The sequence below is a fragment of the Sphingobium sp. S6 genome, assembly GCF_905120495.1.
In the GTDB taxonomy this organism is placed as follows: Bacteria; Pseudomonadota; Alphaproteobacteria; order Sphingomonadales; family Sphingomonadaceae; genus Sphingobium; species Sphingobium agri.
Genome location: NZ_CAJHOG010000001.1, coordinates 292,277 through 317,489 on the forward strand (window position 1 = coordinate 292,277; position 25,213 = coordinate 317,489).

The window sequence follows — 25,213 nt, forward strand, 5'->3', positions numbered from 1 at the left end:
ATCAGGGAATGACATTGATCGCGATCGCATAATCGCCAGCGACCGGATCATGGTTGAGCGGCGCGCGCAGCTGACGGGAAAGGCCTGTCAGTACGCGCCCATATCGTTCTTCGATCCGCGCGCTCATCAGCTCCGATCCGCGCAACGCGGGGGAACTCAGATGCAGCACGGCCCGGTCGTCACGTCCCGGTTCCAGCTGCACGGATATGCGCATGCCCGTCCGGGGATCGGACAGCATCGCCAACTCCACCAATTCCGTCAGCAGGAATGCGATCGGCACGGCCACATCCTGGCTGATATGAAGATTGTCGCTGTCGATCTGAATACCGAACCGCCGTGCTTCCGCGGGAGCCGTGCCCCGCAGGCTTGCGGAAAGCTCGCTCACCAGTGAGCGGACCCCGACACCGCGATGCTCCTCCAGCTCCGCATAATGATTGCGATGCACGACTGAGAGGGCATCGACGCGGCGCTGGATTGATGCATAGGCCTCGACCGCTTCGGGTTCATGTGCCGCACGGGCATGCAGGCTGATCAGGCTGGCGATGATCTGGAGGTTGTTCTTGACGCGGTGATGAACTTCGCGCGTCAGTTTGCGCTGAGTATCCAGCCCCTCCGCCATCTCGGCCTCATGGGTCGCCACATCCTCGCTGATTTCGCGGAAGGTTTCGCCGAGTGCCACGATCTCCTGCGCCGGGGTGCGAATGCGGCGCATGGGTTCCAGCACTTCGCCCGGATGATAGGCGGCCACGGTACGCCTCAGCACGACGAGCGGGCGGATCAGCAAACGGTTGACGACGAACCATCCGATCGCCGCCGCCGCGAACCACATGACGAGGGGCAGGAACAGCGAAAGCATGCGCGCGAGCGTCACCGGCGGGTCACGCAGCGTCATGGTGAGCAGGATATCCGGCGGATCGAGTCGAGCCGACAGACTGGTGCTTTTGCCGTGCAAGTCGTTGGACGGCTGGCTGACCACCAAGATGTGATCGCCCTGCTGAAGGCTCAGCTGCCGGTTTTGCAGGGCTGTCGTCGGGCTGGCTATCGTTTCCAGATACGTACGCGAATAATAGGCAAGCGCAACGACTTGCCTGTTGTCGCTGACTACGCGGCTGACAAGATAGCCGGACGTCGGGAGCAGCATCGCTGGCGCGCCATGGAATCGAGCGGTTTTCGTGAGTCCTTGCGGTTCATGCTGAGAAGACCCGCAAATACGCTCGCCTTGGCGATTGTAGATGTAGTAGCGGCCGCCTTCCCGATCGTGGGAGGTCAGGAAAATGGAAAGCCGCTGGCACATTTCCGGCCCTTCGCTGCCGGTCGATAGCGCGTTGGCGGTCAGCATCAATGCGGTTCGATCGGAAGCCAGATCTTCGGTTAGCTTGCGTGCGCTCTGTGTCACAGACACACGAAGCAGCGCTTCCTTCTCCAGATCGGAAGTGCGGATCGCCTGAAGCGAAGCTACAAGCGCAATAAGGCCCAGAGGTAAAAGGGCCAGCGTCAGGATGAGGAACATCTTGACGCCCGTGGACTGGATCAGGCTGTTTAAGTTGCGCATGAGCAATCAACTGGTTGGGACGCAGCCGCCCCGTTCATGCGATGATCAGATGTGCGTTGACCCGTTTGGGATCAGGAATTTCAGCGATCTCAGTCAAAGCCAAATCGCCTTGCTCCGCACCTGTGCCAATATCGAAAAGCACCAATCTGCCCTCCGCCCGGGACACGCCAATTCGGCGACCCTCAAGGCCGATGCTTAATCCAGCTTTCTAAGAAGGTCGAGCATCTCGGCAGGAATGTCTTCGTCCACGGCGCGCTGGTATACAGAGCGCAGCACATTGGCGACGTTCCCATCCCCCTTGGCAGGGGCAGAGCGCCGCTTGCGGGAGGCGTTGCCAGTCACGCCCGAATCCGGGGTGTTGGCGCCGACATCTTTCCTGTCCCCTCCCTTCACATCCCGTTCCGTCGTTGAAGCAACCAAAATACGCCCCTCTGCAACGCTACCATGTCAACCGGCTTTTCTTTTGCGGCTTTCCCGCGTGACGTCAATCGACCGCCAGCGGAGCTTTACATCAAAATCCAGATTTCAGTTAAAAAACCGAACGGCAGTGAAACAAATCTTTTTCTCGTTGGTTCCACTCCCCGAAGCATTTTTTGCCACCGTCCGCAGGGCGGCTGAAAAGGGGGCGGGGGCTTGCCACATCGGCATTGGCAATCCATCCTTCCGCGCAGCGAATGTTTAGTAGCAATGCGCCCTATGGGCTGGGAGAAGATTTACAGATGTCGCTTGGACAGCAACTGCACCCCCATCTTCCTTTCTTGCGCCGCTATGCCCGCGCCCTGACGGGCAGCCAGGGGCATGGCGACGCCTATGTGCGGGCGACGCTGGAAGCGATCGTGGCCGCGCCTGAAGAATTCCCGTCTGATGTCGATCCTCGCCTTGGTCTTTACAAGACGTTCCATGCGATATGGTCGTCTTCCCATCTGGAAGATGGTCCGGTTCTGACGGGCAGCGATGGGCAGGAAGCGGTAGCGCAGGCGCGGCTTGCGCGATTGACGCCGCTGCCTCGCCAAGCCTTGTTGCTCACGGCATTGGAAGGTTTCACGGTCGACGACGTCGCCTACCTGATCGGTCTTGACGCCGCCGATGTCGAGGCGCTTGTGGAAGAGGCGCTCAGCGAGATCGAGGCTCAGACGCGGGCGAAGGTCTTGATCATCGAGGATGAACCCATCATCGCGATGGACATCGAAACCATCGTCCGTGACCTTGGTCATGAAGTGACTGCAATCGCCGTGACGCGCGAGGATGCGGTTCGTGAAGCGATGGCGGAGCGTCCCGGCCTGGTACTCGCCGACATTCAACTCGCGGACGATTCCAGCGGCATCGATGCGGTGAAGGATATTCTCGCGGAATTTTCCGTGCCCGTGATCTTCATCACCGCATTCCCAGAACGTCTGCTGACCGGTGAGCGTCCTGAACCGACCTTCCTCATCACGAAGCCCTTCCAACGTTCGACCGTCAAGGCGGCTATTTCGCAGGCCTTGTTCTTTGACGAAGCTACGGCTCCGGCCTGACGATCTGCACGGGTTCCGCCGCAAAACACTTAAGGAGCGGCGGAACCCGAGTCATGCCTCCGCGTTATTGATGCGTAACGATCGGGAGGTATTAAATGGCGGAACAGGAAAAGCATGTTGCTACCGAGGACGCCCGGTCAGGATCGACACCACATATAGTCCGGTATGTTCTGGGCATATCGCTGCCTCTGGTCATCATTGGCATGCTGATCGTGCTGTGGAGCTATTACGGGTAAACATCATTGGTTCCGTTGAACAATGAGTATAGGATGCGGACGCAAATATGGCTTTGACGGCTTCGGTTCATGAGGCGAGGGCGACAGCCAGTAAGAGGGTTGTTCCCATGAGCGAAGGGCTTGGCCAAGAGGCGGAGCACCAGGAAGTAGAGCGGCAGTCGCTCTCCGATTCGGATTTCAAGCGTGAGCTGGCTGCGGTTATCCCGCATCTGCGCGCTTTCGGCCGATCGCTTTCCGGTAATCGCGATGTCGCGGACGATCTCGTTCAGGAAACGCTGTTGAAGGCATGGGCGGCGCGCGGCCGTTTCCAGGCCGGGACCAACATGCGTGCGTGGACTTTCATCATTCTGCGCAACCATTATCTGTCGCAGATGCGGCGCTCCCGCTTCCGTGGCGATTGGGATGATCTGACCGCGGATCGCCTGCTCGCGGCTCCGGCAGGGCAGGACAAGCATGTCGAACTTTCCGACATGCAGCGCGCCCTGCTGCAACTGCCTCAGCCTCAGCGTGAAGCCCTGATTCTCGTCGGTGCTGGCGGTTTCGCTTATGAAGAGGCGGCGGAGATTTGCGGCGTAGCGGTCGGCACCATCAAGAGCCGCGTCGCACGCGGCCGCGCGGCGCTGGAGCAGATACTTGACAGCGGCGACCTTCCGTCACGGCGGACGCAGGAAACGACTGACACGGCTGTGCTGGACGAGATCATGGATGATGTCGACCGCCTCAGCCGGGGCCGCGAGACCAGGCAGGAATCCGATCTGGATGCCAATGATGTTTAAGACCGGTTCCTGCGAACCTTCCCAGATGGGGAGGGCGATGGGAGAGGGAGGATGGTTGAGGTTGGAGGGAGAGGCGACCCTCCTCAGGACGAGGAGCGGCCGGACGATATGATCCAGGCGGAAAAATCACGCGGCAGCGGCGTGATTTTCGCACTGGTTGCTATCGCCCTTATCCTGGCCATCGGTTTCTTCTACCTCACCAAGGAACGCGAGGACAGGGAAAGCCGCGTTATCACGGACGCAGCTGAATCGGCGGACAGCGCCGCGCGGGTCATCGAAAACGCCGCGCAGGATGCGGCGAGCAGCTTGCGGCGGCAAAATTGAAACTTGTAGTCCTGCTCTCCTGAGCGCGCTTTTGCTTTTGCGCTGAGCCATCTTCAGAGAATCTTTGGGAATTTCCTTCACAGTCCGTGCACGATCGGATTCTTCGCAGCCGCGGTGACTGATCCGACTCCACCAAGGTTACCAATTCAAGGGTAGCAGCGAGAAATACGCGCGACTGATGATCAGGCTCTTCAAACATTATGTGCCGCACGCCGTGCTGCTGCTGGGCTTGCTTGATCTCGTCCTGCTTTTAGGTGCGGCCGAAGCAGGATGGATATTGAGAGCGCGCCAGATCGGCATGGACGTGGATGAGATCACGACCCGCGCTGCCCCGCTGCTGAGCTTCGCGCTGGCGATTCAAACGGCGATGATCGCGGTGGGCGTCTATGGCACGGAGGCCCTCCAGTCGATCCGCTTTGCCTTGGCACGCCTGCTCGTTGCCATTTCGCTGGGCGTCATATTCCTTTCCGTCATGCATTTTTTGCTGCCGGACCTCACGCTTTGGCGCTCCAATTCCCTTTATGCGATGGGCCTGGCGGTGACGTTGCTGCTTGCGGTCAGGCTGCTGCTGGGTTCGATGCTGGGCGGCGAAGCGTTCAAGCGGCGCCTCGTCGTCCTGGGCGCAGGCAATCGCGCCAACCGGATCAGAGAAATCGAGCAGCGCAAGGGGTCCGGCTTTCTAGTGGTCGGCTACATCGCGATGAATGATGGCGCGCAGGTGATCCCTGAGGCGATCAACCGCAGCGCCATCTATAATCTCGCCGATTTCGTGGTCCGGCTGGGTGCGAGCGAGGTCGTTCTGGCGCTTGAGGAAAGGCGCAACGCATTGCCCTTGTCCGACCTGCTGCGCATCAAGACGACCGGCGTGCATGTGAACGAAATTTCGACGTTCCTTGAACGCGAAACGGGGCGCGTCGACCTTGATAGCGTGAACCCGAGCTGGCTGATCTTCTCCGATGGCTTTTCCGCTGGCCGCCGTCTGTCCAGCATTGCCAAGCGCTTGTTCGACATCATCGCCAGTTCGATCCTGCTGCTGCTGACCGGCCCCATCATCCTGATCGCTGCGATCCTGGTAAAGCTCGACAGCAAAGGTCCGGCCTTCTACCGCCAACAACGCGTGGGCCTTTTCGGCGAGGAATTCTGGATCGTGAAGCTGCGCACGATGCGGCAGGATGCTGAAATCAGCGGGCAGGCGGTTTGGGCGGAAAAAGACGACCCGCGCATCACGCGCCTGGGCTACTGGCTCCGCAAGCTGCGCATCGACGAACTGCCGCAGACATGGACTGTGCTGAAGGGCGAGATGAGCTTCGTCGGCCCTCGACCCGAACGGCGCCAGTTCGTCGAGGATCTTGAGCAGCACCTGCGCTACTATGCCGAACGCCATATGGTGAAGCCCGGCATCACGGGTTGGGCTCAGATCAACTATCCCTATGGCGCGTCTATCGAGGATAGCCGCAACAAATTGGAATATGATCTTTATTATGCGAAGAACTATACGCCCTTCCTGGACCTGCTGATCCTGATCCAGACCTTGCGCGTCATTCTTTGGCCGGAAGGCGCGCGCTAGGATGATGCGACCGGCCAGTCGCGCGGCGGAGTTAGGCTAGCCGAAGGCCCAGTTCATCGGCCGAAATTCCAAGCCGCCTGATCTGGTCGGCGACAAGAGGCCAGCATTCTTCCAGGAAGCGACGCCGTTCCGCTTCGCGCAGGCGGCGGGTGGCTCCTTCGGCCAAGAACATCCCGACGCCCCGCTTGACCAGCACCAGGCCATCGTCCTGGAAACATTGGTAAGCTTTTGCGACGGTCAGCGGATTTGCGCCTTCCTGAGCAGCGAGAGCACGGACGGAAGGGAGCATGTCGCCGTCGCGATAATCGCCATCGAGTATGGAGGCCGCGATGGTATCGCGAAGCCGGAGATAGACGGGCTTTGACTCATCGGCCATAAGTGCATCAGTGCCATAACACAGCGATGCGGACAAGGTGACCGACCGATGGACGCAGTCGTTCCGACCTATCTACTTGTCCCAAATAGAAACTATCTGCTCATAAGCTGGGCGCGGCCGTTCTTCCTGCGGACGCCCAGGCGTCCCAATGAAAATGAAGCCAGCCAGCCGTTCTGCGCCCACCGCGAAAGCCTGCCGGACATCTTCGTTATAAGCCGGCCATCCGGTCAGCCACCCTGCCGCAAAGCCTAGGGCATGGCTGGCATGCAGTAGATTCATGATCGCCGCGCCAGCCGACAATTGCTGCTCCCACGCCGGGATCTTGCTCCCCTCTACCGGCGCGGAGAGAGCAACGACCAAGGCGGGAGCCTGAAGCGCGAATTGCCGCACGGATTCCAATTCGAGCCGTCCCGCGTCCGGCTTCTCACGCCGGTAGGCGCTTTCGAGCAGGGCGGCGAAGGCTTCGCGCTTCTCATCCGGAACGACCACGAACCGCCAGGGCGCCAGCTTCCCATGGTCAGGCGTACGAAGGGCGATCTCCAGAATCTCGCGCAACTGTCCAGCATCGGGGCCAGGAGCGATCAGGTCGCGGGGCTTGCCGGAACGGCGCGTGCGCAGGAGCGAGAGAGGCGTGGTGGCGTCATTGAACATGGCGCATCAAATGGCGCGGCTGGGCGCGGGGCGCAAGTGCGCCCTGCTTTGACACAGGCAGGATTTCCGATCTAGGCTCGGCAGCATCCAAGCCCGATGGGAAACAGATGGCGACCGCATCTACTACGACACTCGCATCGGGGAAGACATGGCTGGGCCACCCGCGCGGTCTTTTCCTTCTGTTCTTCGTCGAGATGTGGGAACGCTTCTCCTTCTACGGGATGCGCGCGCTGCTGATCTTCTATCTCACGCAGCATTTCCTGTTTTCGGATCGCGACGCCGCTCATTCCTATGGCGCCTACATGTCGCTGATCTACATCTCGCCGTTGATGGGGGGCTATCTGGCCGACCGCTATCTGGGGCAGCGCAAGGCGGTATTGTTCGGCGGGATAGTGATCGCCGCCGGGCACATCATTCTTGGGCTGGAAGCTGACGGTTCAGCTGATGCGATGGGCCTTGGCCTGTTCTGGTTGGGATTGGCGACGGTCATCGTCGGCACGGGATTTTTGAAAGCCAGCGTGTCGGCCATGGTGGGACAGCTTTATCCCCGCGACGATATGCGCCGCGACCCGGCTTATACGATCTTCTACATGGGCATCAACGTTGGCGCGACGATCGGGCCGCTAATCTGCGGCTATCTGGGCCAGCGCTGGGGTTGGCATTGGGGCTTCGGTGCTGCGTCTGTTGGGATGATCGCAGGCGTTATCGGCTTCCTGCTGTGCAAGCCGTTGTTGCAGGGCAAGGGAGAACCGCCCCATCCAGCTCGGCTTGCCGAGCGGGTCGGCGGTGTGATCAGCCGCGAATGGCTCGTCTACCTGTCGAGCCTCCTGGCCATCCTGCTTTGCTGGCTGTTGATCCAGCAGCATGCGGTAGTGGGATGGATGCTGGCGGGCGCGAGCGTCCTTATGGTGCTTTATATATTGTGGGAAGCGTTCGGGCGCATGGATCGGATCGGGCGGGACCGTATGCTGGCTGCCCTGTTCCTGCTCTTCATAAACCCGCTTTTCTGGGGCCTGTATGAGCAGACCGGATCCTCGCTCAGCCTCTTCACGGCACGCTATACCGACAGGAACATCCTTGGCTTCGATGTGCCTGCATCGATGTTCCAGTCGGTGAATGCGGCTTACATCCTGATCTTCGGTCCTGTCTTCGCGGCGCTGTGGATTGCTCTGGCGAAGCGGGGGCGGGAGCCTTCTACCCCGGCCAAGTTCGGGCTGGCGCTCATACTGGTCGGCGCGGGCTTCCTGATACTCGTCGCAGGCACAGGCGCACCGGGGACACTGACGCCCATCCTGTTCATCTTCCTTCTTTATCTCTGTCACACTTTGGGGGAGCTGTGCCTGTCTCCTGTCGGGCTGTCGGCGATGTCGAAACTGGCGCCCTCCCGGATGATCGGCCTGATCATGGGGATATGGTTCCTCGCCATGGCGCTCGGCGAATATGTTGCCGGGATGATCGCTGGGGCAACCGGCGGCTCTGATGGCGCGGCGTCGCGCGACGCGGTGCTGGCGGTCTATGGCAATATCGGTTGGTGGTCGATCGGCATCGGCATTTTCGTCATCGCCGTTGCACCGTTCGTGAAGAGGCTGATGCACGCCGGGGAACTGAGCGGAGAAGAAGGCGCGGAAGCGGAAGCGCAGCGTGACAGCTTCGCCATTGCCGATCGGGTGGAAGACAAGCCCGCCTGAGCGCTCAGTTGGTCGCTCCCCAGACGTCAGCGGCGCGAACGAACCCGCGCTGGCCGCCCACATCGAAACCGCACCAGCCATCGCTGCACGATGACAGGCGGCCAACCACGCCTTTTTCCGCGCGGAACACCGTGCGCGCGCCTTCGCTCGCAGCCTGCCGCATCGGGGCCACCGATGCCGTCACGATCGCGGTCGGGGTATCGCTGAGCAGCCGAACGTGCATCCATCCTTGCGTGCCGCTCGGATCCTCGACCTTGCGCCAGAGGCCCAGCACCTGCACCACCTTCACGGGCAGGTCGCGGCGCCGATAGACCCAGTTCGACGGATAATCCAGGCTGGGGCCGACCCGCATGCGGGCTTCGTCCTGGTTGATCGAAGCCCAATAAGGAACAGGCTTTGACGGAGCCGCCGATGTGCCGCCTGCGAAACATAGCGCGGCTGCGACAATCGCGCCATGAGGCAGATACCCCTTCATCCCTGTTCTTTTCCCCTTTGCGTGACGCACCGTTATAGCGTCCCGCCAACTCTGCCGACAACCATTGTCTTGGCCTGAAAGCATAAGCGCTTGACCACCGTCACGGCCCGGCATAGCGGCTGTGCATGGCCAAGAAACCGCGTCCTGCCAAGCCGCGCGTCGTCGTCACGCGCCGCCTGCCTCCCAATGTGGAGGCCCGCATGGCCGAATTGTTCGACGCGGTATTCAATGTCGGCGATGTGCCCATGGACCGCGCGGCGCTGACCCGCGCGATGGCGCAATGCGATGTGCTGGTTCCTTCGGTGACGGATCAGATCGACGCGGCGCTGATCGACCTTGCCCCTGAACGCCTGCAACTCATCGCGAGCTTTGGCAGCGGGGTCGATCATATCGATCTTGGCGCAGCGCGGCGAAAGGGCATCATCGTCACCAATACGCCCGGCGTCCTGACAGAGGATACGGCCGACATGACGATGGCGCTCATTCTGTCGGTTCCCCGCAGGCTGGCAGAGGGTGAAAAGCTGGTCCGGTCCGGCACCTGGTCCGGCTGGAGCCCCTCGGGCATGCTCGGCCACCGCATCGGCGGCAAGAAGCTTGGCATCATCGGCATGGGCCGGATCGGGCGGGCGGTTGCCAAGCGAGCAGCGGCGTTCGGCCTGTCGATCGCTTATCACAACCGTCATCGCTTGCCTTTCGAGGTCGAGCATGAACTGGAAGCAGCATGGCACCCCGATGTCGACACGCTGCTGAGCGAATGCGACATCGTGTCCATAAACTGCCCGCTCAATGCCGACAGCCGGAGCATGATCGATGCGCGTCGTATCGCGATGATGCGGCCGGACGCATATCTCATCAACACGTCGCGCGCTGAGATCACAGACGAATCGGCGCTGATCGCGGCATTGGCGGAAGGGCGGATCGCAGGCGCAGGGCTGGACGTCTATGCGCATGAGCCCGCCGTGGATTCGCGTCTGCTCGCGCTGTCGAACGTGGTTCTGCTGCCGCACATGGGTTCGGCGACGTTCGAGGGACGCGACGCCACCGGCGCGCGAGTCATCGCCAACATCCGCAGTTGGGTTGATGGCCACCGTCCACCCAACCAAGTGCTCGAAGGTTGGATCTAGTCTGAAGTGAGCGTGTCATGAGTGGTCTTCACCGGCGGGAGCTGCTGCATGGCCTCAGCATGGCGGGCGGCGCGTTCGCGCTGAGCCGCTTCGTTCCTGCCTGGGCGCAAAGCGGCACGTCCGGGCTGGCTTCATCGCCAGAAGCACTGACTGGCGAAAATATCGCGCTCACCGTCAGTGAGGGGCATTTCTCCACAGGCGGGCGATCCGCCCATGCCGTGATGATCAATGGCACTCTGCCAGCCCCGCTGATCCGGCTGAAGGAAGGGCAGAATGTCCGCCTGCACGTCACGAACCGGCTGAAGGAAGATACCTCCATCCACTGGCACGGTCTGATCGTGCCTTTCCAGATGGATGGTGTTCCCGGCGTCAGCTTTCCCGGCATCCGGCCAGGCGAGACCTTCGTCTACGATTTTCCGGTGCGGCAGTCGGGCACCTATTGGTATCATAGCCATTCGGGCATGCAGGAGGCGGTTGGCCACTATGGTCCGATCGTCATAGATCCTGCCGGTCTGGACCCGGTTCAGGCTGACCGCGAACATGTGATCGTCCTGTCCGACTGGAGCCCGCTCCATCCCCACGTCCTGCTCAAGCGGCTCAAGCAGATGAGCGGCTATTTCAATATGCAGAAGCAGACGCTGGCCGGTTTGCTGGCGGGCAAGGACCAGAGTGCAAGGGATCGCCTGCGATGGGGCGCAATGCGCATGGACCCCACCGACATATCGGACGTGACGGGATCGACCTACAGCTTCCTCGTCAACGGGCATGGGACGGCGGAAAACTGGACGGGCCTTTTCACGCCAGGTGAGAGGGTTCGCCTGCGGATCATAAATGCATCGGCGATGACGAACTTCAATGTCCGGCTGCCCGGCCTGCCGATGACCGTAGTGCAATGCGATGGACAGCATGTGCAGCCCGTCGAAACGGACGAGTTCCAGATCGGCGTTGCAGAGACCTATGATGTCGTCATTCGCCCCAATGAGGCGCGGGCCTACGGCCTGATCGCGGAAGCGGTCGACCGGTCAGGCCTCGTGCGCGCGACATTGGCGCCGCGGACCGGCATGGTTGCGGAAGTGCCTGAACTGAGACAGCGCCCACTGCTGGGCATGAAGGATATGGGCATGGACATGTCCGGTATGGATATGGGCCATGGCGGCGCGAGCGGCCACAGCGACCCTGCCACTGAAGGCAGGGCTGGGCATTCCATGAAGATGCGGGACAAGTCCGTCGCGCCGCAGGTCCGCATGGGTCCTGGCGTCGCAACGCTTTCGCCAATGCCCATGGACCGGACTGCCGATCGCCCTACGGGTCTGGAAGATGTGCCCCATCGGGTGCTGACCTATGCTGACCTGAAATCGCTGCTGCCGCACAAGGACCGGCGGGCACCGACACGCACGCTAGACATCCATCTTACCGCAAACATGGAACGCTATATGTGGTCCTTTGATGGGGTGAAGCTGTCCGACGGTGCGGAACCCATCGCGTTCCGTCACATGGAGCGGGTGAGGGTGAACCTCATCAATGACACGATGATGCCGCATCCCATCCATCTTCATGGCCATTTTTTCGAGCTGGTCACGGGCGCGGATGAGCATAATCCGCTCAAGCATACGGTGAATGTACTGCCCGGTGGCAAGGTCAGCTTCGATCTGACGGCCGACGCCTTGGGCGACTGGGCATTTCACTGCCATATGCTGATGCACATGCATTCGGGCATGATGCGGGTGGTGACGGTGCGTCATGACGGGGGGGCGGCATGAAATACGCCCTCGCGGCCCTGCTGCTGCCCGTCGCACTTCCAGCCCATGCGCAGCAGATGGATCACAGCCATATGCATCATGGCGGCATGGAGCAGGCTTCCGAGGCGAAGGACAATCCGTCTCCAGACGCTGCCGATCCTCATGCGGGCCATCTCGCTGTTCCAGCCACGCCGAAAGGGACAGCTCCGCCGCCGCCAAGCGATCATGCCGCTGACGCATATTTCAACCCTGCCGAAATGGCTCGCGCCCGCGCCGCCATGCGCAGGGAAAATGGCGGCATGACCTTCTCGCAATTGATGCTCGACCGCCTTGAATATCGCCTGGGCCAGGGCGCCGACGCCTACCACTGGCAGGGTGAAGGCTGGATCGGCGGGGACATTAACCGCCTCGCGTTCAAGACGGAAGGCGAGGGGGAGGTCCGGGGCAGGCTGGAAGAGGCGGAGGTCCAGGCGCTTTACAGCCGCGCGATCGATCCATGGTTCAATCTCGAAGCTGGATTGCGGCATGACTTCCGTCGCGGGCAAGACCGAAGCTATGCTGTGATTGGCATAGATGGCCTGGCTCCATATTGGTTTGAGGTCGGCGCGCAGGCATTCCTGTCCGCCAAAGGGGATGCGCATCTCCGGCTGGAGGCAAATTATGATCAGCGCATCACCCAGCGTTTGATCCTGCAACCGGCCGCCGAAATGAACTTCGCCGCCCAGGATGTGCCTGAACTTGGGCTTGGATCAGGATTGTCGGACGTCGAACTGGGTCTACGGCTGCGTTATGAATTTGCCCGCGAATTCGCGCCCTATATCGGGGTCAATTGGGAGCGGAAGCTTGGCAAGACCGCCCGGATCGCGCGCGCCGGGGGCGATGATGCTTCCGCGACGAGCTTGGTGATGGGCATCCGTTTCTGGTTCTAGCCTAAAGCTTCAACCCGCCGACGTGGAACGTCTTGGTCTCAAGATATTCCTCGATCCCCATATGCGCGCCCTCGCGGCCAAAGCCTGACATCTTGACCCCGCCAAAGGGCGCCATCTCCATCGATATGCCGCCCGTGTTCAGCGCGACCATGCCAGCCTCCAGGCGCTCGGCCACGCGAAAGGCGCGATGCAGGTTCTCGGTGTAGAAATAGCTGGCAAGGCCATAGCTTGTGCCATTGGCGATTTCGATGCCTTCCTCTTCATGGGTGAAGCGGAAGAGGGGTGCTACAGGTCCGAAAGTCTCTTCGTCCGCCAGCCGCATGTCGCGCGTGGCTCCGGTCAGCACCATCGGCGTTGCAAAGCGCTCGCCCTTCGCACCGTCCGGCGCCTTGGCGAAAATCTTCGCGCCATGGTGAAGAGCGTCGTCTACATGCTCCTTCACCTTGTCGACGGCAGCGCTGTTGATGAGGGGCCCGATCGTGGCGCCTTCCTGATCGCCGGGTGCGACCTTGAGGGCGGAGACCGCCTTGGCCAGCCGCTCGGCAAATGCGTCGTGAATGCCGTCCTGCACCAATATGCGGTTGGCACAGACGCAGGTTTGCCCTGCGTTGCGGAACTTGCTCGCCATGCCGCTCGCGACGGCGAGGTCGAGGTCAGCGTCGTCGAACACGATCAACGGCGCATTGCCGCCAAGCTCCAGGCTCAGCCGTTTCAAGGTGCCGGCGGATTGCTGCATCAGTTGCACGCCCACGCGCGTGGAGCCGGTAAAGGACAGCTTCCGCACGATCGGACTCGACGTCATGACCCCGCCGATAGCTTTTGCATCCCCGGTGACGATGCCGAAGACGCCTGCGGGAAAGCCTGCCATTTCCGCCAGCTTCGCCAGGGCCAGCGCGGAGTAGGGCGTCAGTTCGGACGGCTTGATGACAACCGGACAACCCGCTGCGAGGGCGGGGGCGCATTTCCGCGTGATCATCGCGGCGGGGAAGTTCCACGGCGTTATCGCGGCCGAAACACCCACCGGCTCTTTCATGACCAATATGCGGCGATTGGTTTCGGGTGCTGGTATGATGGCTCCATCGACCCGGCGTGCTTCCTCCGCGAACCATTTTATGAAGGTCGCGGCGTAGCGGATTTCCCCCTCCGCTTCGGCCAGGGGCTTCCCTTGTTCAGCCGTCATGATCCGTGCGAGGTCCGCGATATTTTCCAACACAAGCGCATGCCAGCGTTCCAGCAGCGCGGCGCGGTCATTGGCCGTGCGCGCGCGCCAGGCAGGATAAGCCCGCTCAGCCGCCGAAATGGCCGCGCGCGTATCCTCTTCACCGCAATCTGGGACCGTGCCGATGACCGCCCCGGTCGCAGGATTGTCGACGGGCACGGTCGCGCCGGATTTCGCACTGACCCATTCGCCGCCTATGAAGGCGCGGTCGGTCAGCAATGCGGGATTGTCTAGCGAAAGGGTCATGGATGCCTGCACCGCTGAGAGGAGTTTCTGGCGTCAGTAACGGCTCAGGCCCGGAAAATCTCCGGCCATAACGGATGCGGAACCTGCAAGCGGCGTCATCCGTTCAGCCCGCATCTGTTTATAGTGAAGGATTTCATCATGATCCGCCTGGCAATCATATCGCTGGTCATCGCCGCGGTGCTCGCGATCCTGGGTTTTGGCGGCGCTGCCGGCACCTTTGTCGGGATCGCCAAGATATTGTTCTTCCTTGCGGTCGCGCTGTTCGTGATCTTCCTCGTTCTGGGCCTGCTGGCTGGAAAAGGGATCAAGAACGCAATAGATTGATCGCATGATAGAGATTGGCGCTGGAATCGATGAAACGGGCAGGCTGATAAGGGACGAAGCCGGTTTTCTGCTCCAGCGTGATCTCGGCGGCACCTTTCGCCTCGTCCTCCTGCGCGTACCCGTCGATCATGTCGAAAAGCGGGTACGCGTGCAGGGCTATTATGCGGGCGAGGGAATAGTCGAGGTCGAAGGCGTCGCCGCCGCCTGAATTGCTTCAGCGGCAGCGATGATATGTCAGGCGGTCACGGGATCGCCGGGCGCGATCGGATTGTTGGTGTGCACGAAGCGTGCGCACGCACCTACGCCACGGTTATTTTCCAGCGGCAGGGCGGTTTCGCAATAGGCGCATTCGGCCATAAGGCGGCCGACGATCCACTGGCTCCGGCCGCAACTGGGACAATGGTTGGCCTCGCCAAGATGATAATGAATTATGTATCCCCTTAGGGCCGGGTCAAATGACTTGCCGGTCGCGAGGCTCGAAACTGGGCGCATCGTCTCTTCCTCCTCAGACATATATTATCGAGCACCCAGTGAAAAATATCGATATTTCAAAACACTGCGATGCGACGACTTAAGTCAGAGCGCGCGACCCGCTTTATTTCATGGTAACCCGCTCCGACTGCCAGAACGCGGCTACAGCTCAATGTATCCCGTGCCGTCGGACCCCGTCTATAATAAAGATTGGTGACATGTCTCATTTCGCGCCTTCTCATTGACTTGACGGGTGCAGGCGCTATGGCGGCGGCCATCAAGGGACATACCCGCTTCGGCCATCGGTTGGGGCGCATCCCGTCACTGTGAGGCCGCCATGATGTGGGGGCATGCGCCGACGGAATGTCGTTATCCTCCTAGCCCCTTGGCCGGGCATTGCGAGGAGACGCACGACTCATGACCGCCATCGGACAGGATACTCTCGGCACGCGCGACACGTTGAAGGTCGGCGGCAAGGACATTGCCTACTACTCGCTGAAGAAGGCTGCGGCCAAGCTGGGCGATGTTTCGCGTCTCCCCTTCTCGATGAAGGTGCTGCTGGAAAACCTGCTCCGCTTCGAAGATGGCGTGACCGTCACCACCGACGATATCAAGGCGATCGTCGAGTGGCAGAATGACAAGGGCAAGGCCGAGCGCGAGATTCAGTACCGCCCGGCCCGCGTCCTGTTGCAGGACTTCACTGGCGTTCCCTGCGTCGTAGATCTCGCCGCCATGCGCGACGCGATGAACGCGCTCGGCGCCGATGCCAGCAAGATCAATCCGCAGGTGCCCGTCCACCTCGTCATCGATCACTCGGTCATGGTCGACGAATTCGGCACGCCCAAGGCGTTCGAACAGAATATGGAAATTGAATATCAGCGCAACATGGAGCGCTACGACTTCCTGAAGTGGGGCAGCAAGAGCCTCGCCAATTTCTACGCCGTTCCCCCGGGCACCGGCATCTGTCATCAGGTGAACCTGGAAAATATCGCGCAGGCCGTCTGGTCGAGCGAAGGCCCCGACGGCGTCACTGTCGCTTATCCCGACACCTGCGTCGGCACCGACAGCCACACCACCATGGTGAACGGCCTGGGCGTGCTCGGCTGGGGCGTGGGCGGCATTGAGGCTGAGGCCGCCATGCTGGGTCAGCCCGTTTCCATGCTCATCCCCGAAGTCGTGGGCTTCAAGTTCACGGGCGAACTGAAGGAAGGCGTGACCGCCACCGACCTCGTCCTCACCTGCACCCAGATGCTGCGCGCGCGCGGCGTGGTGGGCCGTTTCGTCGAATATTTCGGCCCAGGCCTTGCTTCGCTGACTCTGGCCGACCGTGCGACGCTCGCGAACATGGCGCCGGAATATGGCGCGACCTGCGGCTTCTTCGGCATTGACGACAAGACGCTCGACTATATGCGCCTCACCGGCCGCACCGAGGAGAATATCGCGCTGGTGGAGGCTTATGCCAAGGAGCAGGGCTTCTGGATCGATCCTTCGGTGGAGCCGATCTTCACCGACACGCTCGAACTCGACCTGTCGACTGTCGTCCCCAGCCTCGCTGGTCCCAAGCGTCCGCAGGACCGCGTCTCGCTGCCGGAAGTCGATGACGTGTTCAATGCCGACATGGAGAAGGTCTACAAGAAGGCGCAGACCCGCGTTCCTGTCGAGGGCAAGGATTTCGACATTGGCGACGGTGACGTCACGATCGCCGCGATCACCAGCTGCACCAACACGTCGAACCCCGGTGTTCTGGTCGCTGCCGGCCTCGTCGCCAAGAAGGCGAACGAACTCGGCCTGAAGCCCAAGCCTTGGGTCAAGACGTCGCTCGCCCCCGGCAGCCAGGTCGTCACCGACTATCTGGAAAAGGCCGGGCTCCAGTCGCACCTCGACGCCATCGGCTTCAATCTGGTGGGCTATGGCTGCACCACCTGCATCGGCAACTCCGGCCCGCTGGCCGAGCCGATCAGCAAGGCGATCAATGACAACGGCCTGGTCGCTGCTGCCGTCATCTCGGGCAACCGCAACTTCGAAGGCCGCGTGTCGCCCGACGTGCGCGCCAACTTCCTCGCCTCGCCGCCGCTGGTTGTCGCCTATGCGCTCAAGGGCACTGTGGTCGAGGATTTCATCACGACCCCGATCGGCACGGGCAAGGATGGCCAGGCAGTCTATCTGAAGGACATCTGGCCCACGAACGACGAAGTCGCCTCGACCATGGCGGGCTGCATGGATCGCCAGATGTTCCAGGCGCGCTACGCCGACGTCTACAAGGGCGATGCCCACTGGCAGGCGATCGACGTGACCGGTTCGGCCACCTATAGCTGGCGCGCCGGATCGACCTATGTCGCCAACCCGCCCTATTTCGAGGGGCTGACCATGACCCCGGCCGCGGTCACCGACATTGTCGAAGCCAAGCCGCTGGCCATCTTCGGCGACTCCATCACCACCGACCATATTTCGCCCGCCGGTTCGATCAAGGCGACCTCGCCCGCAGGCAAGTGGCTGTCGGACCATCAGGTCGCCCAGGCCGACTTCAACAGCTATGGTGCGCGCCGTGGCCATCATGAAGTGATGATGCGCGGCACCTTCGCCAACATCCGCATCAAGAACCTGATGCTGGACGGCGTCGAAGGCGGCATGACCCGCTATGAAGGCGAAGTCATGCCGATCTATGACGCAGCGATGAAGCACAAGGCGGACGGCGCCTCGCTGGTCGTCATCGGCGGCAAGGAATATGGCACCGGATCGTCGCGCGACTGGGCGGCGAAGGGCACCAACCTGCTCGGCGTCCGCGCCGTCATCGTCGAAAGCTTCGAGCGTATTCACCGTTCGAACCTGGTCGGCATGGGCGTGTTGCCGCTGCAGTTCAAGAATGGCGAGAGCAAGGACACGTTCGGCTTCACGGGTGATGAGACCTTCACCATCCAGAATGTCGCTGGCCTGAAGCCGCGCCAGGACGTGGAGGTGATCGTGAAGCGCGCCGATGGCTCGACCTTCACCTTCACGGCCCTCTGCCGCATCGACACCGTGAACGAGCTCGAATATTTCATGAACGGCGGCATCCTTCAGTACGTCCTGCGCAAGCTGGCCGCCTGATCCGCTGCAATGCCGAGCTAAGACGAAAGGCTCCCTCCGGCAGGAGGGAGCCTTTTGTATGTCGAGATGGGCTGCAATTTCCTGCGCCGAAAACTCTTAGCTGCTCACCCGCACACCAGTAAGACGCACGCCGAAAGGACCGCATGGCTATCATCGTGGAAATCGTCGGCTGGGTGGGCGCTGTCCTGGTCCTGGGCGCTTACATCCTCGTCTCGATAGGTCGCCTTTCTGGCGGATCGGCGCTTTTCCAGTGGATGAACGCGTTGGGCGCCGGTTTCTTCGTGCTGAACACCTGGTGGCACGGCGCCATACCTTCGATGGTGCTGAATATCGTTTGGAGCGCGATCGGTTTCGCGGCGCTCTGGCGCATCTGGCGCGCCAAGGCGACAGATAGCCGATAGGAGGGTTATCGGCTCCTCAAGAAAGCCTGGGGTGGCGAGCGTCCGTCCAATCCGTTAGGCATCCCATCAGCAATGAAAAAAGCACTCATCGTCCGTCATGTGCCGCGAGAGGGAGCGGCCGGGTTTCTCCAGCCGATCGAAGCTGCGGGCTTTCAGATCGAGAGGATCGACGTAGCGAGCCCCGAATTTGCCGATGTCGATCTTTGCACGCCTGACCTGCTGATCATGATGGGCGGCCCCATGGGCGTCTATGAGCATGACATCCATCCGTGGATTCCGGTGCAGGTCGGCAAACTGGCCGCGCGGCTGGAGCAGGATCTCCCAACCTTGGGCGTCTGCCTTGGCAGTCAGATGATCGCCGCTGCATTGGGCGCACAGGTCTATCCCGGCGAGGTGATGGAACTAGGCTTCGCGCCTGTCACTCTAAATGGGGCAGGGGCCGATTCGCCCTTGCGGCACATCCGGGATGTGCCCGTTCTCCACTGGCATAGCGATACCTTCGAATTGCCGCGTGGCGTCGAACTGCTGGCATCGACGGATGCCTATGCGCATCAGGCCTTTCGCCGCGGACGCAACCTTCTGGCGCTGCAATTCCATGCCGAAATGGGTGAAGACCCGCGCTTCGATGACTGGCTGACCCATTTCTGGGCGGACCTCGACGTGGCTCGGCAGTGCGGCGTGGCGCTGCGCCGGGACCATGACGAACATGGTCCTGCGGCCGTCGCAGCGGGCCGTGCGATGATCGGTGATTGGTTGGCTCAGCTGAAGGCCTGACCAGTCCAGCCGCGTCAAAACTCCCAGCGTCAAAATTCTACGTCGAGTTCCTCTACCTCGTCAGGCTCCTTGCGCGCGTCATCGATCCACTCGCGCATCAGGTCCCAGCTATTCACCGTATCGCAATAGGCAGCCGCTGGACCCTGCAACTTCACGGCATAGGTCAGGAAGCGCTGCACGACCGGCGCGAACATCGCATCCGCCACGGTGGGGCTGTCGCCGAACAGCCATGGCCCGCCATAAGACCCAAGACATTCGGTCCAGATCGCCTCCACCCGTTCGATGTCGGGCTTGGCGCCAGAGAAGATCGGGAATTTCTTGTGCCGGACCTTGAGGTTCATCGGCAAGGCGGATCGCAGGTTCGCAAAACCGGAATGGATCTCGCCCGAAACCGACCGGCAATGCGCGCGCGCGATCCGGTCCTTCGGGTACATGCCGGCGTTGGGATAAAGCTCGTGCAGATATTCCGCGATCGCCAGCGTGTCCCAGACACTCGCCCCTTCATGCGTCAGCCTCGGCACCAGGACGGACGGCGTCAGCAGCAAAAGTTCGGCGCGGTTTTCCAGATTTTCCAGCGCCACCATCTTCTCCGTGACGCGCAGCCCGGCCAACCGGCACAGCAGCCAACCTCTCAATGACCAGGAGGAATAGATCTTGCTCGATATCGTCAATTCCGTAGCGGCCATGGCGATCCTCCCGATATTCCCACATTTTTCCATCAAACATGATGCAGTGCAATACGCAAAAACAGTATATCGAACGGAGGGGGCCGAATCGGCCTGGGGGAACATTTTGGGGCGCCGTTCATATTATGACGATGCTGTACACTGGCTATCAAGCTCTCGAAGACATGCTGGCTCCGGCTCGTTTCGGTGCTGAACTCGCCCTCGGTCTTCGGGGGAAAATGGGACCGGTAGCCGATTGGCCCATGCCCCGCCGCATGTTCGCGCTCATGGATGTGTTCCAGGGGGCGCGTCTCACCCACAAGCGCCCGTCCTACGGGATAGACGAAGTCCGCAGCGGCAATGCCCTTGTTGCAGTGCGGGAAGAAGTGCTGCTCGACCTGCCTTTTGGCAATCTGCTGCACTTCGCCAAGGATGATGTCGAAACAGAACAGCCGCGTATATTGCTCGTCGCTCCGATGTCCGGCCACTTCGCGACACTGTTGCGGAGCACCGTCCGGACGCTGTTGCGCGACCATGACGTCTACATCACCGACTGGAAGAATGCGCGCGACGTGCCTTTGTCTGCCGGACGGTTCGGGTTCGACGATTATGTCGACTATGTGATCACCTTCATGCAGGAACTGGGGCCGGGCGCGCATATGCTGTCGGTCTGCCAGCCCTGCGTGCCCGCCTTCGCTGCTGTCGCGCTGATGGCGGAGGATGACGACGCGGCCACTCCGCGTTCCATGACCTTGATGGGTGGGCCGATCGATCCGCGCGCCGCGCCTACCGTGGTCAACGAACTGTCGAACGAGCGTCCGATCCAATGGTTCGAACGAAACCTCATCACATCGGTCCCGCTACGCTATGCCGGTGCGGGCCGCCGCGTCTATCCCGGTTTCCTGCAGCTATCCGCTTTCCTGTCGATGAATTTGGAGCGCCACGGCGCCCAGCATCGCGAGCTTTACCAGCTTCTGGCGGACGGGAAGGAAGCAGAGGCGGCGAAGATCAAGGATTTCTATCAGGAATATTTCGCCGTCCTGGACATGACGGCCGAATTCTACCTGGAGACCGTCGATCGGGTGTTTCAGCGGACCCTTCTGGCCAAGGGCGAACTCAAGCATCGCGGCCGCCCGGTCAACCCCGGTGCCATTCGGAAGACGGCGCTGCTGACCGTTGAGGGTGAAAAGGACGACATCTGCGCGGTCGGGCAAACGGCCGCCGCTCATGCGCTCTGCACCGGGCTGCGCCCCCACCTGAAACGCCATCACCTGCAAATCGGCGCAGGTCATTATGGCGTCTTCTCGGGCCGCAAATGGGAAAAGGAAGTCTTCCCGCAAGTCCGCAACATGATCCTGGCGATGAACTGACGCCGCTTCAGGCGTCATCTTCCGGGCGGGTCCATATCCAGGTGCCGCCGATCAGCGCGGCCGCCAGCGGCATGAAGAACCAGGGAAAAGGCGCGAGGAGCAGCGCCAGCAGGGCGCTGAACGCGAAAGCCGCCAGCGCCGCCCGCTTCCCCTTCCGGCTGATGGCGCCCTTGTCCCGCCAGCGCCGGATATGCGGTCCGAAATGGGAATGATCGAGCAGTCTCGCTTCCAGTGCCGGGCTCGACCGGGCAAAGCAGAATGCCGCCAATATCATGAAGGGCACCGTAGGCAGCAGCGGCAGCAAAATGCCGACCGCACCTAGGCCGAGCGAGAGAAAGCCAGCGGAAAGATAGAGCGTCCGCCGCATCAGGCCGCTGGCAGACGCAGCCGCATGAGGAGACCGCCCAGGTCCTCGCTTTCCTCCATGCTGATCGACCCGCCATAAATTTCGGCCACATCGCGCACAATGGCGAGGCCAAGACCAGTGCCGGGCTTTCCGGAATCCAGCCGCACGCCCCGGTCGAAAATGCGGGTACGTTCCTCTTCGGGAATGCCCAGGCCGTCATCTTCAACCAATATCTCGACCATCGGCCCAGCGCGGTTGACGGTGGCAAAGACGCTGCCTCCGCCATATTTCGCGGCATTTTCGATGAGGTTGCCAAGCATCTCGTCCAGGTCCTGACGCTCCACCCGAACCGCGACCTCCTTGTCGCCATCCATGTCGATCCGCGTTTCGGGATAGAGGCGCTGCACGGCGCGCTCGACTGCCTGCAAGCTCGCCCATACCTCCGCGCGGCTCTGCGCGGCTCCGCGCCGCCCGACGGCACGAGCGCGGGCGAGATGGTGATCCACCTGACGTCGCATCGTGGTGGCTTCGCGAATGACGGTCTCGCCCAGGTCGGCCGACTGGGCCGTCGCCGCATTCATGATGACGGTCAGCGGCGTCTTCAGCGCATGAGCAAGATTGCCCGCATGTGTTCGTGCCTCTTCCGCCTGCCGCTCATTATGGGCGAGCAGCGCGTTCAGTTCCTCGACCATCGGCAACACTTCGGATGGCATGGGATCGGTGACGCGGTTCTTTTCGCCCGCACGCATCCGCACGATCTCCTTGCGCACCCGGCGCAGCGGCCGCAATCCATAAAGCGTCTGAAGCGTCGTCAGAACGATCAGGCCAAGCGCCAGCAGCGCGAAGCTCTGCGTCAAGGTTGATCGCAACGTCCTGATCTGATCATCCAGCCCCGCGCGGGCGGCGGCGACCATGAACATCCAGCGTGTATCGGAGCCCGGCAGGACGATGGTCCGTTCCATGATGCGCAGATCCTCGCCCGGAAATTGCTTGCTGTCATAGGCGTGGAAGCTGCGATCATCATGCTCGGGCAGCACCCTCAGCGCGCGGTCCCACAGCGAACGTGACCGCCAATCCTCATGTCCCTTGGCGCTGATCTGATAATAAAGGCCGCTATTGGGCTCCAGGAAGCGCTGGTCGGCGAGGGGACGATTGAACAGCACCTCGCCATCCGGGCCGATCTCGGCCGACGCGATCATCGCGGTCAGCACATAGTTGAGGCCATCGTCAAAATTGCGGGTGATGGCTTGCGACAGCACGCGATCGAGCGCCAGCCCGCCGCCCAGCAGCAATATGCTGATCCACAGCGCCGCAATGCCGATCATGCGGCGGCTGATCGATCCGGTGGAACGAACCGGGGGAGGGGCGCTGGACTCGCTCATTGGTAATTGCCGGAACCTCCCTGTCCGTCCGCCACGAGGGTGTTGAAGGTTCTACCTTCTTGCGGGAAGTAAAGCGCGTCATGGGTTCGATCAGGGGAATAAGCCGTCCGAACCCGCGAAGGATCAGCGGCCCGGCTCGTCCAGACTGTAGCCCAGGCCGCGTATCGTCGTGATCACGTCCGCGCCCAGCTTTTTGCGGATGCGGGTGACGAACACTTCGATCGTGTTTGAATCGCGATCGAAATCCTGGTCGTAGATATGTTCGATCAACTCGGTACGGCTCACCACCTTCCCCTTGTGGTGGAGAAGGTAGGACAGCAGCTTATATTCTTGCGCGGTCAGCTTCACCGGCTCGCCTTTCAGCGTCACCTTGCCCGAACGTGTGTCGAGCCGCACATCGCCCGCGATCAGTTCGCTCGACGCGTTGCCCGAAGCACGACGGATGAGCGCGCGCAGCCGGGCGATCAGTTCCTCGCTTTGGAAAGGCTTGGCCAGATAATCGTCGGCGCCCGCGTCAAGCCCAGCGACCTTGTCGGACCAGCTGTCCCGCGCGGTCAGCACCAGCACCGGGAAGCTGCGCCCTTCCTTGCGCCAACGGTCGAGCACGGTAAGCCCATCGATCGTCGGCAGGCCAAGGTCCAGCACGACCGCGTCATAGCTTTCCGTCGCGCCAAGGAAATGTCCGTCCTCGCCATCGGTCGCGAGGTCCACGGCATAGCCCGCGCCCTCCAGCGTGTTGCGGAGCTGTTGCCCAAGGCTTGGTTCATCTTCGACGATCAGCAGACGCATATGGCTCCGTTTCTTTGTATTTTGCCCTTTGGCGCGTCAGTGCGCCCTGCCCATTATATTGCCCGTGCGCCCATCCGCATCAACCCAAACCACCTTGCCGTCCTTCACATATTTCAGCCGATAGCGGTTCGAAGCGGGATTGAATTCCGCGCCAAGATAGGTTGCGCCACCCATGTCCGCGTCGACCCGCCGCTTGATGAGGGAAAATGGCATGGTCTGCCCTTCCAGCATCGCCCGGCGCGCGGCATCCTGTTCGCCGCGCTGACCGGCCTCGGCATAGGAGGGTACGGCCACCATCGCGGCGATGGCGGCCATACCGGCAATCAGGCTGCTAAGCTTCATCGTCATGTGGCATGCCATAGGCGATAAGCATTGAACAGGTGGTGAATGGTGCTGTCAGCGGGGCGACAGGCTACCGGATCAGCGTTCCAGCGCATATTGGACGGTGAGCGTCACCGACGATCCCACCTGGCCCGGCTCCACCGGCGTCGCTTCGGCCACGTCTGCCTTGAAACGGGTGGTGAGCATCGGCATGGGCGGGCGGCCACCACTATTGTTTTCCGAGATCGAAATGAGCCGTGCCGAGCGATAGCCCGCCGCCTGCGCATAGAAGTCGGCCTGCGTCTTGGCGCTCTTCAGGGCTGCCGCGCGCGCCTGAGCCAGCATCGGGGTAGGGTCCTCGATCGCGAAAGACGGCCCGCTGACATTTGTCGCGCCCGCTTCGACCAGCGTATCCAGCAACTGCCCCGTCTTCTTGATGTCGCGTAGCTTGATCGTCACCTGGTTCGACGCTTCATAACCGATGAAGCGCGGCCCGGCGGGCTGGCCGTTCTGATTGCTGTAGTCATATTGCGCATTCAGGTTGATGCCGCTGGTCTGGATGTCCTTCTTGGCGATCCCCGCCTTGGCGAGGGTGGCGATCAACCGGTCCATCTTCGCCGCATTTTCCCGCATCGCCTGGGCGGCTGTCGGCGCACGTGTCTGAACGCCGGTGCCGACCACAACCTGATCCGGCGCGGCTTCCACCGTCTCGGTGACGTTCAGCGTCACCACGGGCGCGGTTTCGGCAATTGTCACATTGGTCTGCGCGATGGCCAGGGCAGGAATCGAGACAGCGGCAGCGGCGGCCATCAGGGCCAGGGCGGACTTCATGAGCGTATCTCCTTGAAAAAGCGATGCAGCTCATTT

At 61.5% G+C, this 25,213-nt stretch carries 28 protein-coding genes and 1 pseudogene; 16 read left to right on the forward strand and 13 right to left on the reverse strand.

What is annotated here, in order from left to right:
- Position 1: 1 nt before the first annotated feature.
- Complete coding sequence (locus SPHS8_RS01460; protein WP_236574913.1) at positions 2–1,552, reverse strand: sensor histidine kinase; 1,551 nt, start codon at positions 1,550–1,552, stop codon at positions 2–4.
- Between the two features lie 195 nt (positions 1,553–1,747).
- On the reverse strand, positions 1,748–1,972 hold the full coding sequence (locus SPHS8_RS01465; protein ID WP_141397809.1) for a NepR family anti-sigma factor: 225 nt from the start codon (positions 1,970–1,972) through the stop codon (positions 1,748–1,750).
- Between the two features lie 24 nt (positions 1,973–1,996).
- On the opposite strand from SPHS8_RS01465, the gene SPHS8_RS20275 reads away from it, so the two are divergent.
- The 6 genes from SPHS8_RS20275 to SPHS8_RS01490 all read left to right on the forward strand — a co-directional run bounded on the left by SPHS8_RS20275 (position 1,997) and on the right by SPHS8_RS01490 (position 5,969).
- Positions 1,997–2,170 (forward strand): hypothetical protein, encoded by a 174-nt coding sequence (locus SPHS8_RS20275; RefSeq protein ID WP_236574914.1) that lies wholly within the window; start codon positions 1,997–1,999, stop codon positions 2,168–2,170.
- 101 nt (positions 2,171–2,271) lie between these two features.
- Positions 2,272–3,066, forward strand: a complete 795-nt coding sequence (locus tag SPHS8_RS01470; RefSeq protein WP_097091340.1) for a response regulator — start codon at positions 2,272–2,274, stop codon at positions 3,064–3,066.
- 95 nt (positions 3,067–3,161) lie between these two features.
- A complete protein-coding gene (locus SPHS8_RS01475) occupies positions 3,162–3,302 on the forward strand; it encodes a hypothetical protein (protein WP_201513569.1) in 141 nt (46 codons plus the stop codon).
- 107 nt (positions 3,303–3,409) lie between these two features.
- A complete protein-coding gene (locus SPHS8_RS01480) occupies positions 3,410–4,078 on the forward strand; it encodes a sigma-70 family RNA polymerase sigma factor (RefSeq protein WP_097091341.1) in 669 nt (222 codons plus the stop codon).
- A 51-nt stretch (positions 4,079–4,129) separates the two neighbouring features.
- Positions 4,130–4,402 carry a hypothetical protein gene (locus tag SPHS8_RS01485; protein WP_443018539.1) on the forward strand — a complete coding sequence of 91 codons (273 nt, stop codon included), beginning with the start codon at positions 4,130–4,132 and terminating at the stop codon, positions 4,400–4,402.
- Positions 4,403–4,580: 178 nt separating this feature from the next.
- Positions 4,581–5,969: a TIGR03013 family XrtA/PEP-CTERM system glycosyltransferase gene (locus SPHS8_RS01490; RefSeq protein WP_201513570.1), complete on the forward strand. Its 1,389-nt coding sequence runs from the start codon at positions 4,581–4,583 to the stop codon at positions 5,967–5,969.
- 31 nt (positions 5,970–6,000) lie between these two features.
- Here SPHS8_RS01490 and SPHS8_RS01495 read toward each other — a convergent pair whose 3' ends face one another.
- Both SPHS8_RS01495 and SPHS8_RS01500 read right to left on the reverse strand, forming a co-directional pair.
- Positions 6,001–6,345: a GntR family transcriptional regulator gene (locus SPHS8_RS01495; RefSeq protein ID WP_201513571.1), complete on the reverse strand. Its 345-nt coding sequence runs from the start codon at positions 6,343–6,345 to the stop codon at positions 6,001–6,003.
- A gap of 72 nt (positions 6,346–6,417) precedes the next feature.
- On the reverse strand, positions 6,418–6,996 hold the full coding sequence (locus SPHS8_RS01500) for a nitroreductase family protein (RefSeq protein ID WP_201513572.1): 579 nt from the start codon (positions 6,994–6,996) through the stop codon (positions 6,418–6,420).
- Positions 6,997–7,103: 107 nt separating this feature from the next.
- On the opposite strand from SPHS8_RS01500, the gene SPHS8_RS01505 reads away from it, so the two are divergent.
- Entirely contained in the window at positions 7,104–8,684 is a 1,581-nt protein-coding gene (locus SPHS8_RS01505) for a peptide MFS transporter (RefSeq protein ID WP_201513573.1), read from the forward strand.
- 4 nt (positions 8,685–8,688) lie between these two features.
- On the opposite strand, the gene SPHS8_RS01510 is transcribed toward SPHS8_RS01505, so the two are convergent.
- Positions 8,689–9,159 (reverse strand): SH3 domain-containing protein, encoded by a 471-nt coding sequence (locus SPHS8_RS01510; protein ID WP_201513574.1) that lies wholly within the window; start codon positions 9,157–9,159, stop codon positions 8,689–8,691.
- A 125-nt stretch (positions 9,160–9,284) separates the two neighbouring features.
- On the opposite strand from SPHS8_RS01510, the gene SPHS8_RS01515 reads away from it, so the two are divergent.
- The 3 genes from SPHS8_RS01515 to SPHS8_RS01525 are packed head-to-tail and all read left to right on the forward strand — an operon-like array spanning position 9,285 to position 12,951.
- The gene (locus tag SPHS8_RS01515) at positions 9,285–10,283 is read left to right on the forward strand and encodes a 2-hydroxyacid dehydrogenase (protein ID WP_201513575.1); all 999 of its coding nucleotides are present in this window, start codon (positions 9,285–9,287) and stop codon (positions 10,281–10,283) included.
- Positions 10,284–10,300: 17 nt separating this feature from the next.
- Positions 10,301–12,043: a copper resistance system multicopper oxidase gene (locus SPHS8_RS01520; protein ID WP_201513576.1), complete on the forward strand. Its 1,743-nt coding sequence runs from the start codon at positions 10,301–10,303 to the stop codon at positions 12,041–12,043.
- The gene (locus SPHS8_RS01525) at positions 12,040–12,951 is read left to right on the forward strand and encodes a copper resistance protein B (protein WP_201513577.1); all 912 of its coding nucleotides are present in this window, start codon (positions 12,040–12,042) and stop codon (positions 12,949–12,951) included. Before SPHS8_RS01520 ends, SPHS8_RS01525 begins: the two co-directional genes overlap by 4 nt.
- 1 nt (position 12,952) lies before the next feature.
- Here SPHS8_RS01525 and SPHS8_RS01530 read toward each other — a convergent pair whose 3' ends face one another.
- The gene (locus tag SPHS8_RS01530; protein ID WP_201513578.1) at positions 12,953–14,416 is read right to left on the reverse strand and encodes an NAD-dependent succinate-semialdehyde dehydrogenase; all 1,464 of its coding nucleotides are present in this window, start codon (positions 14,414–14,416) and stop codon (positions 12,953–12,955) included.
- A gap of 138 nt (positions 14,417–14,554) precedes the next feature.
- Here SPHS8_RS01530 and SPHS8_RS01535 point away from each other — a divergent pair, with 138 nt between their 5' ends.
- Together SPHS8_RS01535 and SPHS8_RS01540 are read left to right on the forward strand one after the other, a co-directional pair.
- Complete coding sequence (locus SPHS8_RS01535; RefSeq protein ID WP_201513579.1) at positions 14,555–14,740, forward strand: DUF1328 domain-containing protein; 186 nt, start codon at positions 14,555–14,557, stop codon at positions 14,738–14,740.
- Positions 14,741–14,744: 4 nt separating this feature from the next.
- Positions 14,745–14,948, forward strand: a complete 204-nt coding sequence (locus SPHS8_RS01540; RefSeq protein ID WP_097091352.1) for a DUF5818 domain-containing protein — start codon at positions 14,745–14,747, stop codon at positions 14,946–14,948.
- Between the two features lie 26 nt (positions 14,949–14,974).
- On the opposite strand, the gene SPHS8_RS01545 is transcribed toward SPHS8_RS01540, so the two are convergent.
- The gene (locus tag SPHS8_RS01545; protein ID WP_236574915.1) at positions 14,975–15,253 is read right to left on the reverse strand and encodes a hypothetical protein; all 279 of its coding nucleotides are present in this window, start codon (positions 15,251–15,253) and stop codon (positions 14,975–14,977) included.
- A 375-nt stretch (positions 15,254–15,628) separates the two neighbouring features.
- Here SPHS8_RS01545 and acnA point away from each other — a divergent pair, with 375 nt between their 5' ends.
- From acnA to SPHS8_RS01560, 3 genes are all read left to right on the forward strand, one after another.
- Entirely contained in the window at positions 15,629–18,298 is a 2,670-nt protein-coding gene (gene acnA, locus SPHS8_RS01550) for an aconitate hydratase AcnA (protein WP_201513581.1), read from the forward strand.
- Positions 18,299–18,441: 143 nt separating this feature from the next.
- Entirely contained in the window at positions 18,442–18,699 is a 258-nt protein-coding gene (locus SPHS8_RS01555; protein WP_097091354.1) for a CBU_0592 family membrane protein, read from the forward strand.
- Between the two features lie 72 nt (positions 18,700–18,771).
- Positions 18,772–19,473 carry a glutamine amidotransferase gene (locus tag SPHS8_RS01560; RefSeq protein ID WP_201513582.1) on the forward strand — a complete coding sequence of 234 codons (702 nt, stop codon included), beginning with the start codon at positions 18,772–18,774 and terminating at the stop codon, positions 19,471–19,473.
- A 29-nt stretch (positions 19,474–19,502) separates the two neighbouring features.
- Here SPHS8_RS01560 and SPHS8_RS01565 read toward each other — a convergent pair whose 3' ends face one another.
- On the reverse strand, positions 19,503–20,159 hold the full coding sequence (locus SPHS8_RS01565) for a glutathione S-transferase (RefSeq protein WP_097092741.1): 657 nt from the start codon (positions 20,157–20,159) through the stop codon (positions 19,503–19,505).
- A gap of 125 nt (positions 20,160–20,284) precedes the next feature.
- Here SPHS8_RS01565 and SPHS8_RS01570 point away from each other — a divergent pair, with 125 nt between their 5' ends.
- Entirely contained in the window at positions 20,285–21,508 is a 1,224-nt protein-coding gene (locus SPHS8_RS01570; RefSeq protein ID WP_201513583.1) for a polyhydroxyalkanoate depolymerase, read from the forward strand.
- A 7-nt stretch (positions 21,509–21,515) separates the two neighbouring features.
- Here SPHS8_RS01570 and SPHS8_RS01575 read toward each other — a convergent pair whose 3' ends face one another.
- The 5 genes and pseudogenes from SPHS8_RS01575 to SPHS8_RS01595 all read right to left on the reverse strand — a co-directional run bounded on the left by SPHS8_RS01575 (position 21,516) and on the right by SPHS8_RS01595 (position 25,177).
- Positions 21,516–21,875: a YbaN family protein gene (locus SPHS8_RS01575; protein WP_201513584.1), complete on the reverse strand. Its 360-nt coding sequence runs from the start codon at positions 21,873–21,875 to the stop codon at positions 21,516–21,518.
- Positions 21,875–23,179, reverse strand: coding sequence for a sensor histidine kinase (locus SPHS8_RS01580; RefSeq protein WP_201514837.1), 1,305 nt, complete (start codon positions 23,177–23,179; stop codon positions 21,875–21,877). Before SPHS8_RS01580 ends, SPHS8_RS01575 begins: the two co-directional genes overlap by 1 nt.
- A 180-nt stretch (positions 23,180–23,359) precedes the next feature.
- On the reverse strand, positions 23,360–24,025 hold the full coding sequence (locus tag SPHS8_RS01585) for a response regulator transcription factor (protein ID WP_097091359.1): 666 nt from the start codon (positions 24,023–24,025) through the stop codon (positions 23,360–23,362).
- Between the two features lie 36 nt (positions 24,026–24,061).
- Positions 24,062–24,398 (reverse strand): annotated as a pseudogene (locus SPHS8_RS01590) (hypothetical protein).
- Positions 24,399–24,445: 47 nt separating this feature from the next.
- The gene (locus tag SPHS8_RS01595) at positions 24,446–25,177 is read right to left on the reverse strand and encodes an SIMPL domain-containing protein (protein WP_201513585.1); all 732 of its coding nucleotides are present in this window, start codon (positions 25,175–25,177) and stop codon (positions 24,446–24,448) included.
- Between the last annotated feature and the right edge of the window lie 36 nt (positions 25,178–25,213).

Bases quoted from the DNA above. Each gene is read 5' to 3' on its own strand.
- SPHS8_RS01460 (WP_236574913.1), bottom strand. From the start codon at position 1,552: ATGCGCAACTTAAACAGCCTGATCCAGTCCACGGGCGTCAAGATGTTC.
- SPHS8_RS20275 (WP_236574914.1), top strand. From the start codon at position 1,997: ATGTCAACCGGCTTTTCTTTTGCGGCTTTCCCGCGTGACGTCAATCGA.
- SPHS8_RS01470 (WP_097091340.1), top strand. From the start codon at position 2,272: ATGTCGCTTGGACAGCAACTGCACCCCCATCTTCCTTTCTTGCGCCGC.
- SPHS8_RS01475 (WP_201513569.1), top strand. From the start codon at position 3,162: ATGGCGGAACAGGAAAAGCATGTTGCTACCGAGGACGCCCGGTCAGGA.
- SPHS8_RS01480 (WP_097091341.1), top strand. From the start codon at position 3,410: ATGAGCGAAGGGCTTGGCCAAGAGGCGGAGCACCAGGAAGTAGAGCGG.
- SPHS8_RS01485 (WP_443018539.1), top strand. From the start codon at position 4,130: ATGGTTGAGGTTGGAGGGAGAGGCGACCCTCCTCAGGACGAGGAGCGG.
- SPHS8_RS01490 (WP_201513570.1), top strand. From the start codon at position 4,581: ATGATCAGGCTCTTCAAACATTATGTGCCGCACGCCGTGCTGCTGCTG.
- SPHS8_RS01495 (WP_201513571.1), bottom strand. From the start codon at position 6,345: ATGGCCGATGAGTCAAAGCCCGTCTATCTCCGGCTTCGCGATACCATC.
- SPHS8_RS01500 (WP_201513572.1), bottom strand. From the start codon at position 6,996: ATGTTCAATGACGCCACCACGCCTCTCTCGCTCCTGCGCACGCGCCGT.
- SPHS8_RS01505 (WP_201513573.1), top strand. From the start codon at position 7,104: ATGGCGACCGCATCTACTACGACACTCGCATCGGGGAAGACATGGCTG.
- SPHS8_RS01510 (WP_201513574.1), bottom strand. From the start codon at position 9,159: ATGAAGGGGTATCTGCCTCATGGCGCGATTGTCGCAGCCGCGCTATGT.
- SPHS8_RS01515 (WP_201513575.1), top strand. From the start codon at position 9,285: ATGGCCAAGAAACCGCGTCCTGCCAAGCCGCGCGTCGTCGTCACGCGC.
- SPHS8_RS01520 (WP_201513576.1), top strand. From the start codon at position 10,301: ATGAGTGGTCTTCACCGGCGGGAGCTGCTGCATGGCCTCAGCATGGCG.
- SPHS8_RS01525 (WP_201513577.1), top strand. From the start codon at position 12,040: ATGAAATACGCCCTCGCGGCCCTGCTGCTGCCCGTCGCACTTCCAGCC.
- SPHS8_RS01530 (WP_201513578.1), bottom strand. From the start codon at position 14,416: ATGACCCTTTCGCTAGACAATCCCGCATTGCTGACCGACCGCGCCTTC.
- SPHS8_RS01535 (WP_201513579.1), top strand. From the start codon at position 14,555: ATGATCCGCCTGGCAATCATATCGCTGGTCATCGCCGCGGTGCTCGCG.
- SPHS8_RS01540 (WP_097091352.1), top strand. From the start codon at position 14,745: ATGATAGAGATTGGCGCTGGAATCGATGAAACGGGCAGGCTGATAAGG.
- SPHS8_RS01545 (WP_236574915.1), bottom strand. From the start codon at position 15,253: ATGTCTGAGGAGGAAGAGACGATGCGCCCAGTTTCGAGCCTCGCGACC.
- acnA (WP_201513581.1), top strand. From the start codon at position 15,629: ATGACCGCCATCGGACAGGATACTCTCGGCACGCGCGACACGTTGAAG.
- SPHS8_RS01555 (WP_097091354.1), top strand. From the start codon at position 18,442: ATGGCTATCATCGTGGAAATCGTCGGCTGGGTGGGCGCTGTCCTGGTC.
- SPHS8_RS01560 (WP_201513582.1), top strand. From the start codon at position 18,772: ATGAAAAAAGCACTCATCGTCCGTCATGTGCCGCGAGAGGGAGCGGCC.
- SPHS8_RS01565 (WP_097092741.1), bottom strand. From the start codon at position 20,159: ATGGCCGCTACGGAATTGACGATATCGAGCAAGATCTATTCCTCCTGG.
- SPHS8_RS01570 (WP_201513583.1), top strand. From the start codon at position 20,285: ATGACGATGCTGTACACTGGCTATCAAGCTCTCGAAGACATGCTGGCT.
- SPHS8_RS01575 (WP_201513584.1), bottom strand. From the start codon at position 21,875: ATGCGGCGGACGCTCTATCTTTCCGCTGGCTTTCTCTCGCTCGGCCTA.
- SPHS8_RS01580 (WP_201514837.1), bottom strand. From the start codon at position 23,179: ATGATCGGCATTGCGGCGCTGTGGATCAGCATATTGCTGCTGGGCGGC.
- SPHS8_RS01585 (WP_097091359.1), bottom strand. From the start codon at position 24,025: ATGCGTCTGCTGATCGTCGAAGATGAACCAAGCCTTGGGCAACAGCTC.
- SPHS8_RS01595 (WP_201513585.1), bottom strand. From the start codon at position 25,177: ATGAAGTCCGCCCTGGCCCTGATGGCCGCCGCTGCCGCTGTCTCGATT.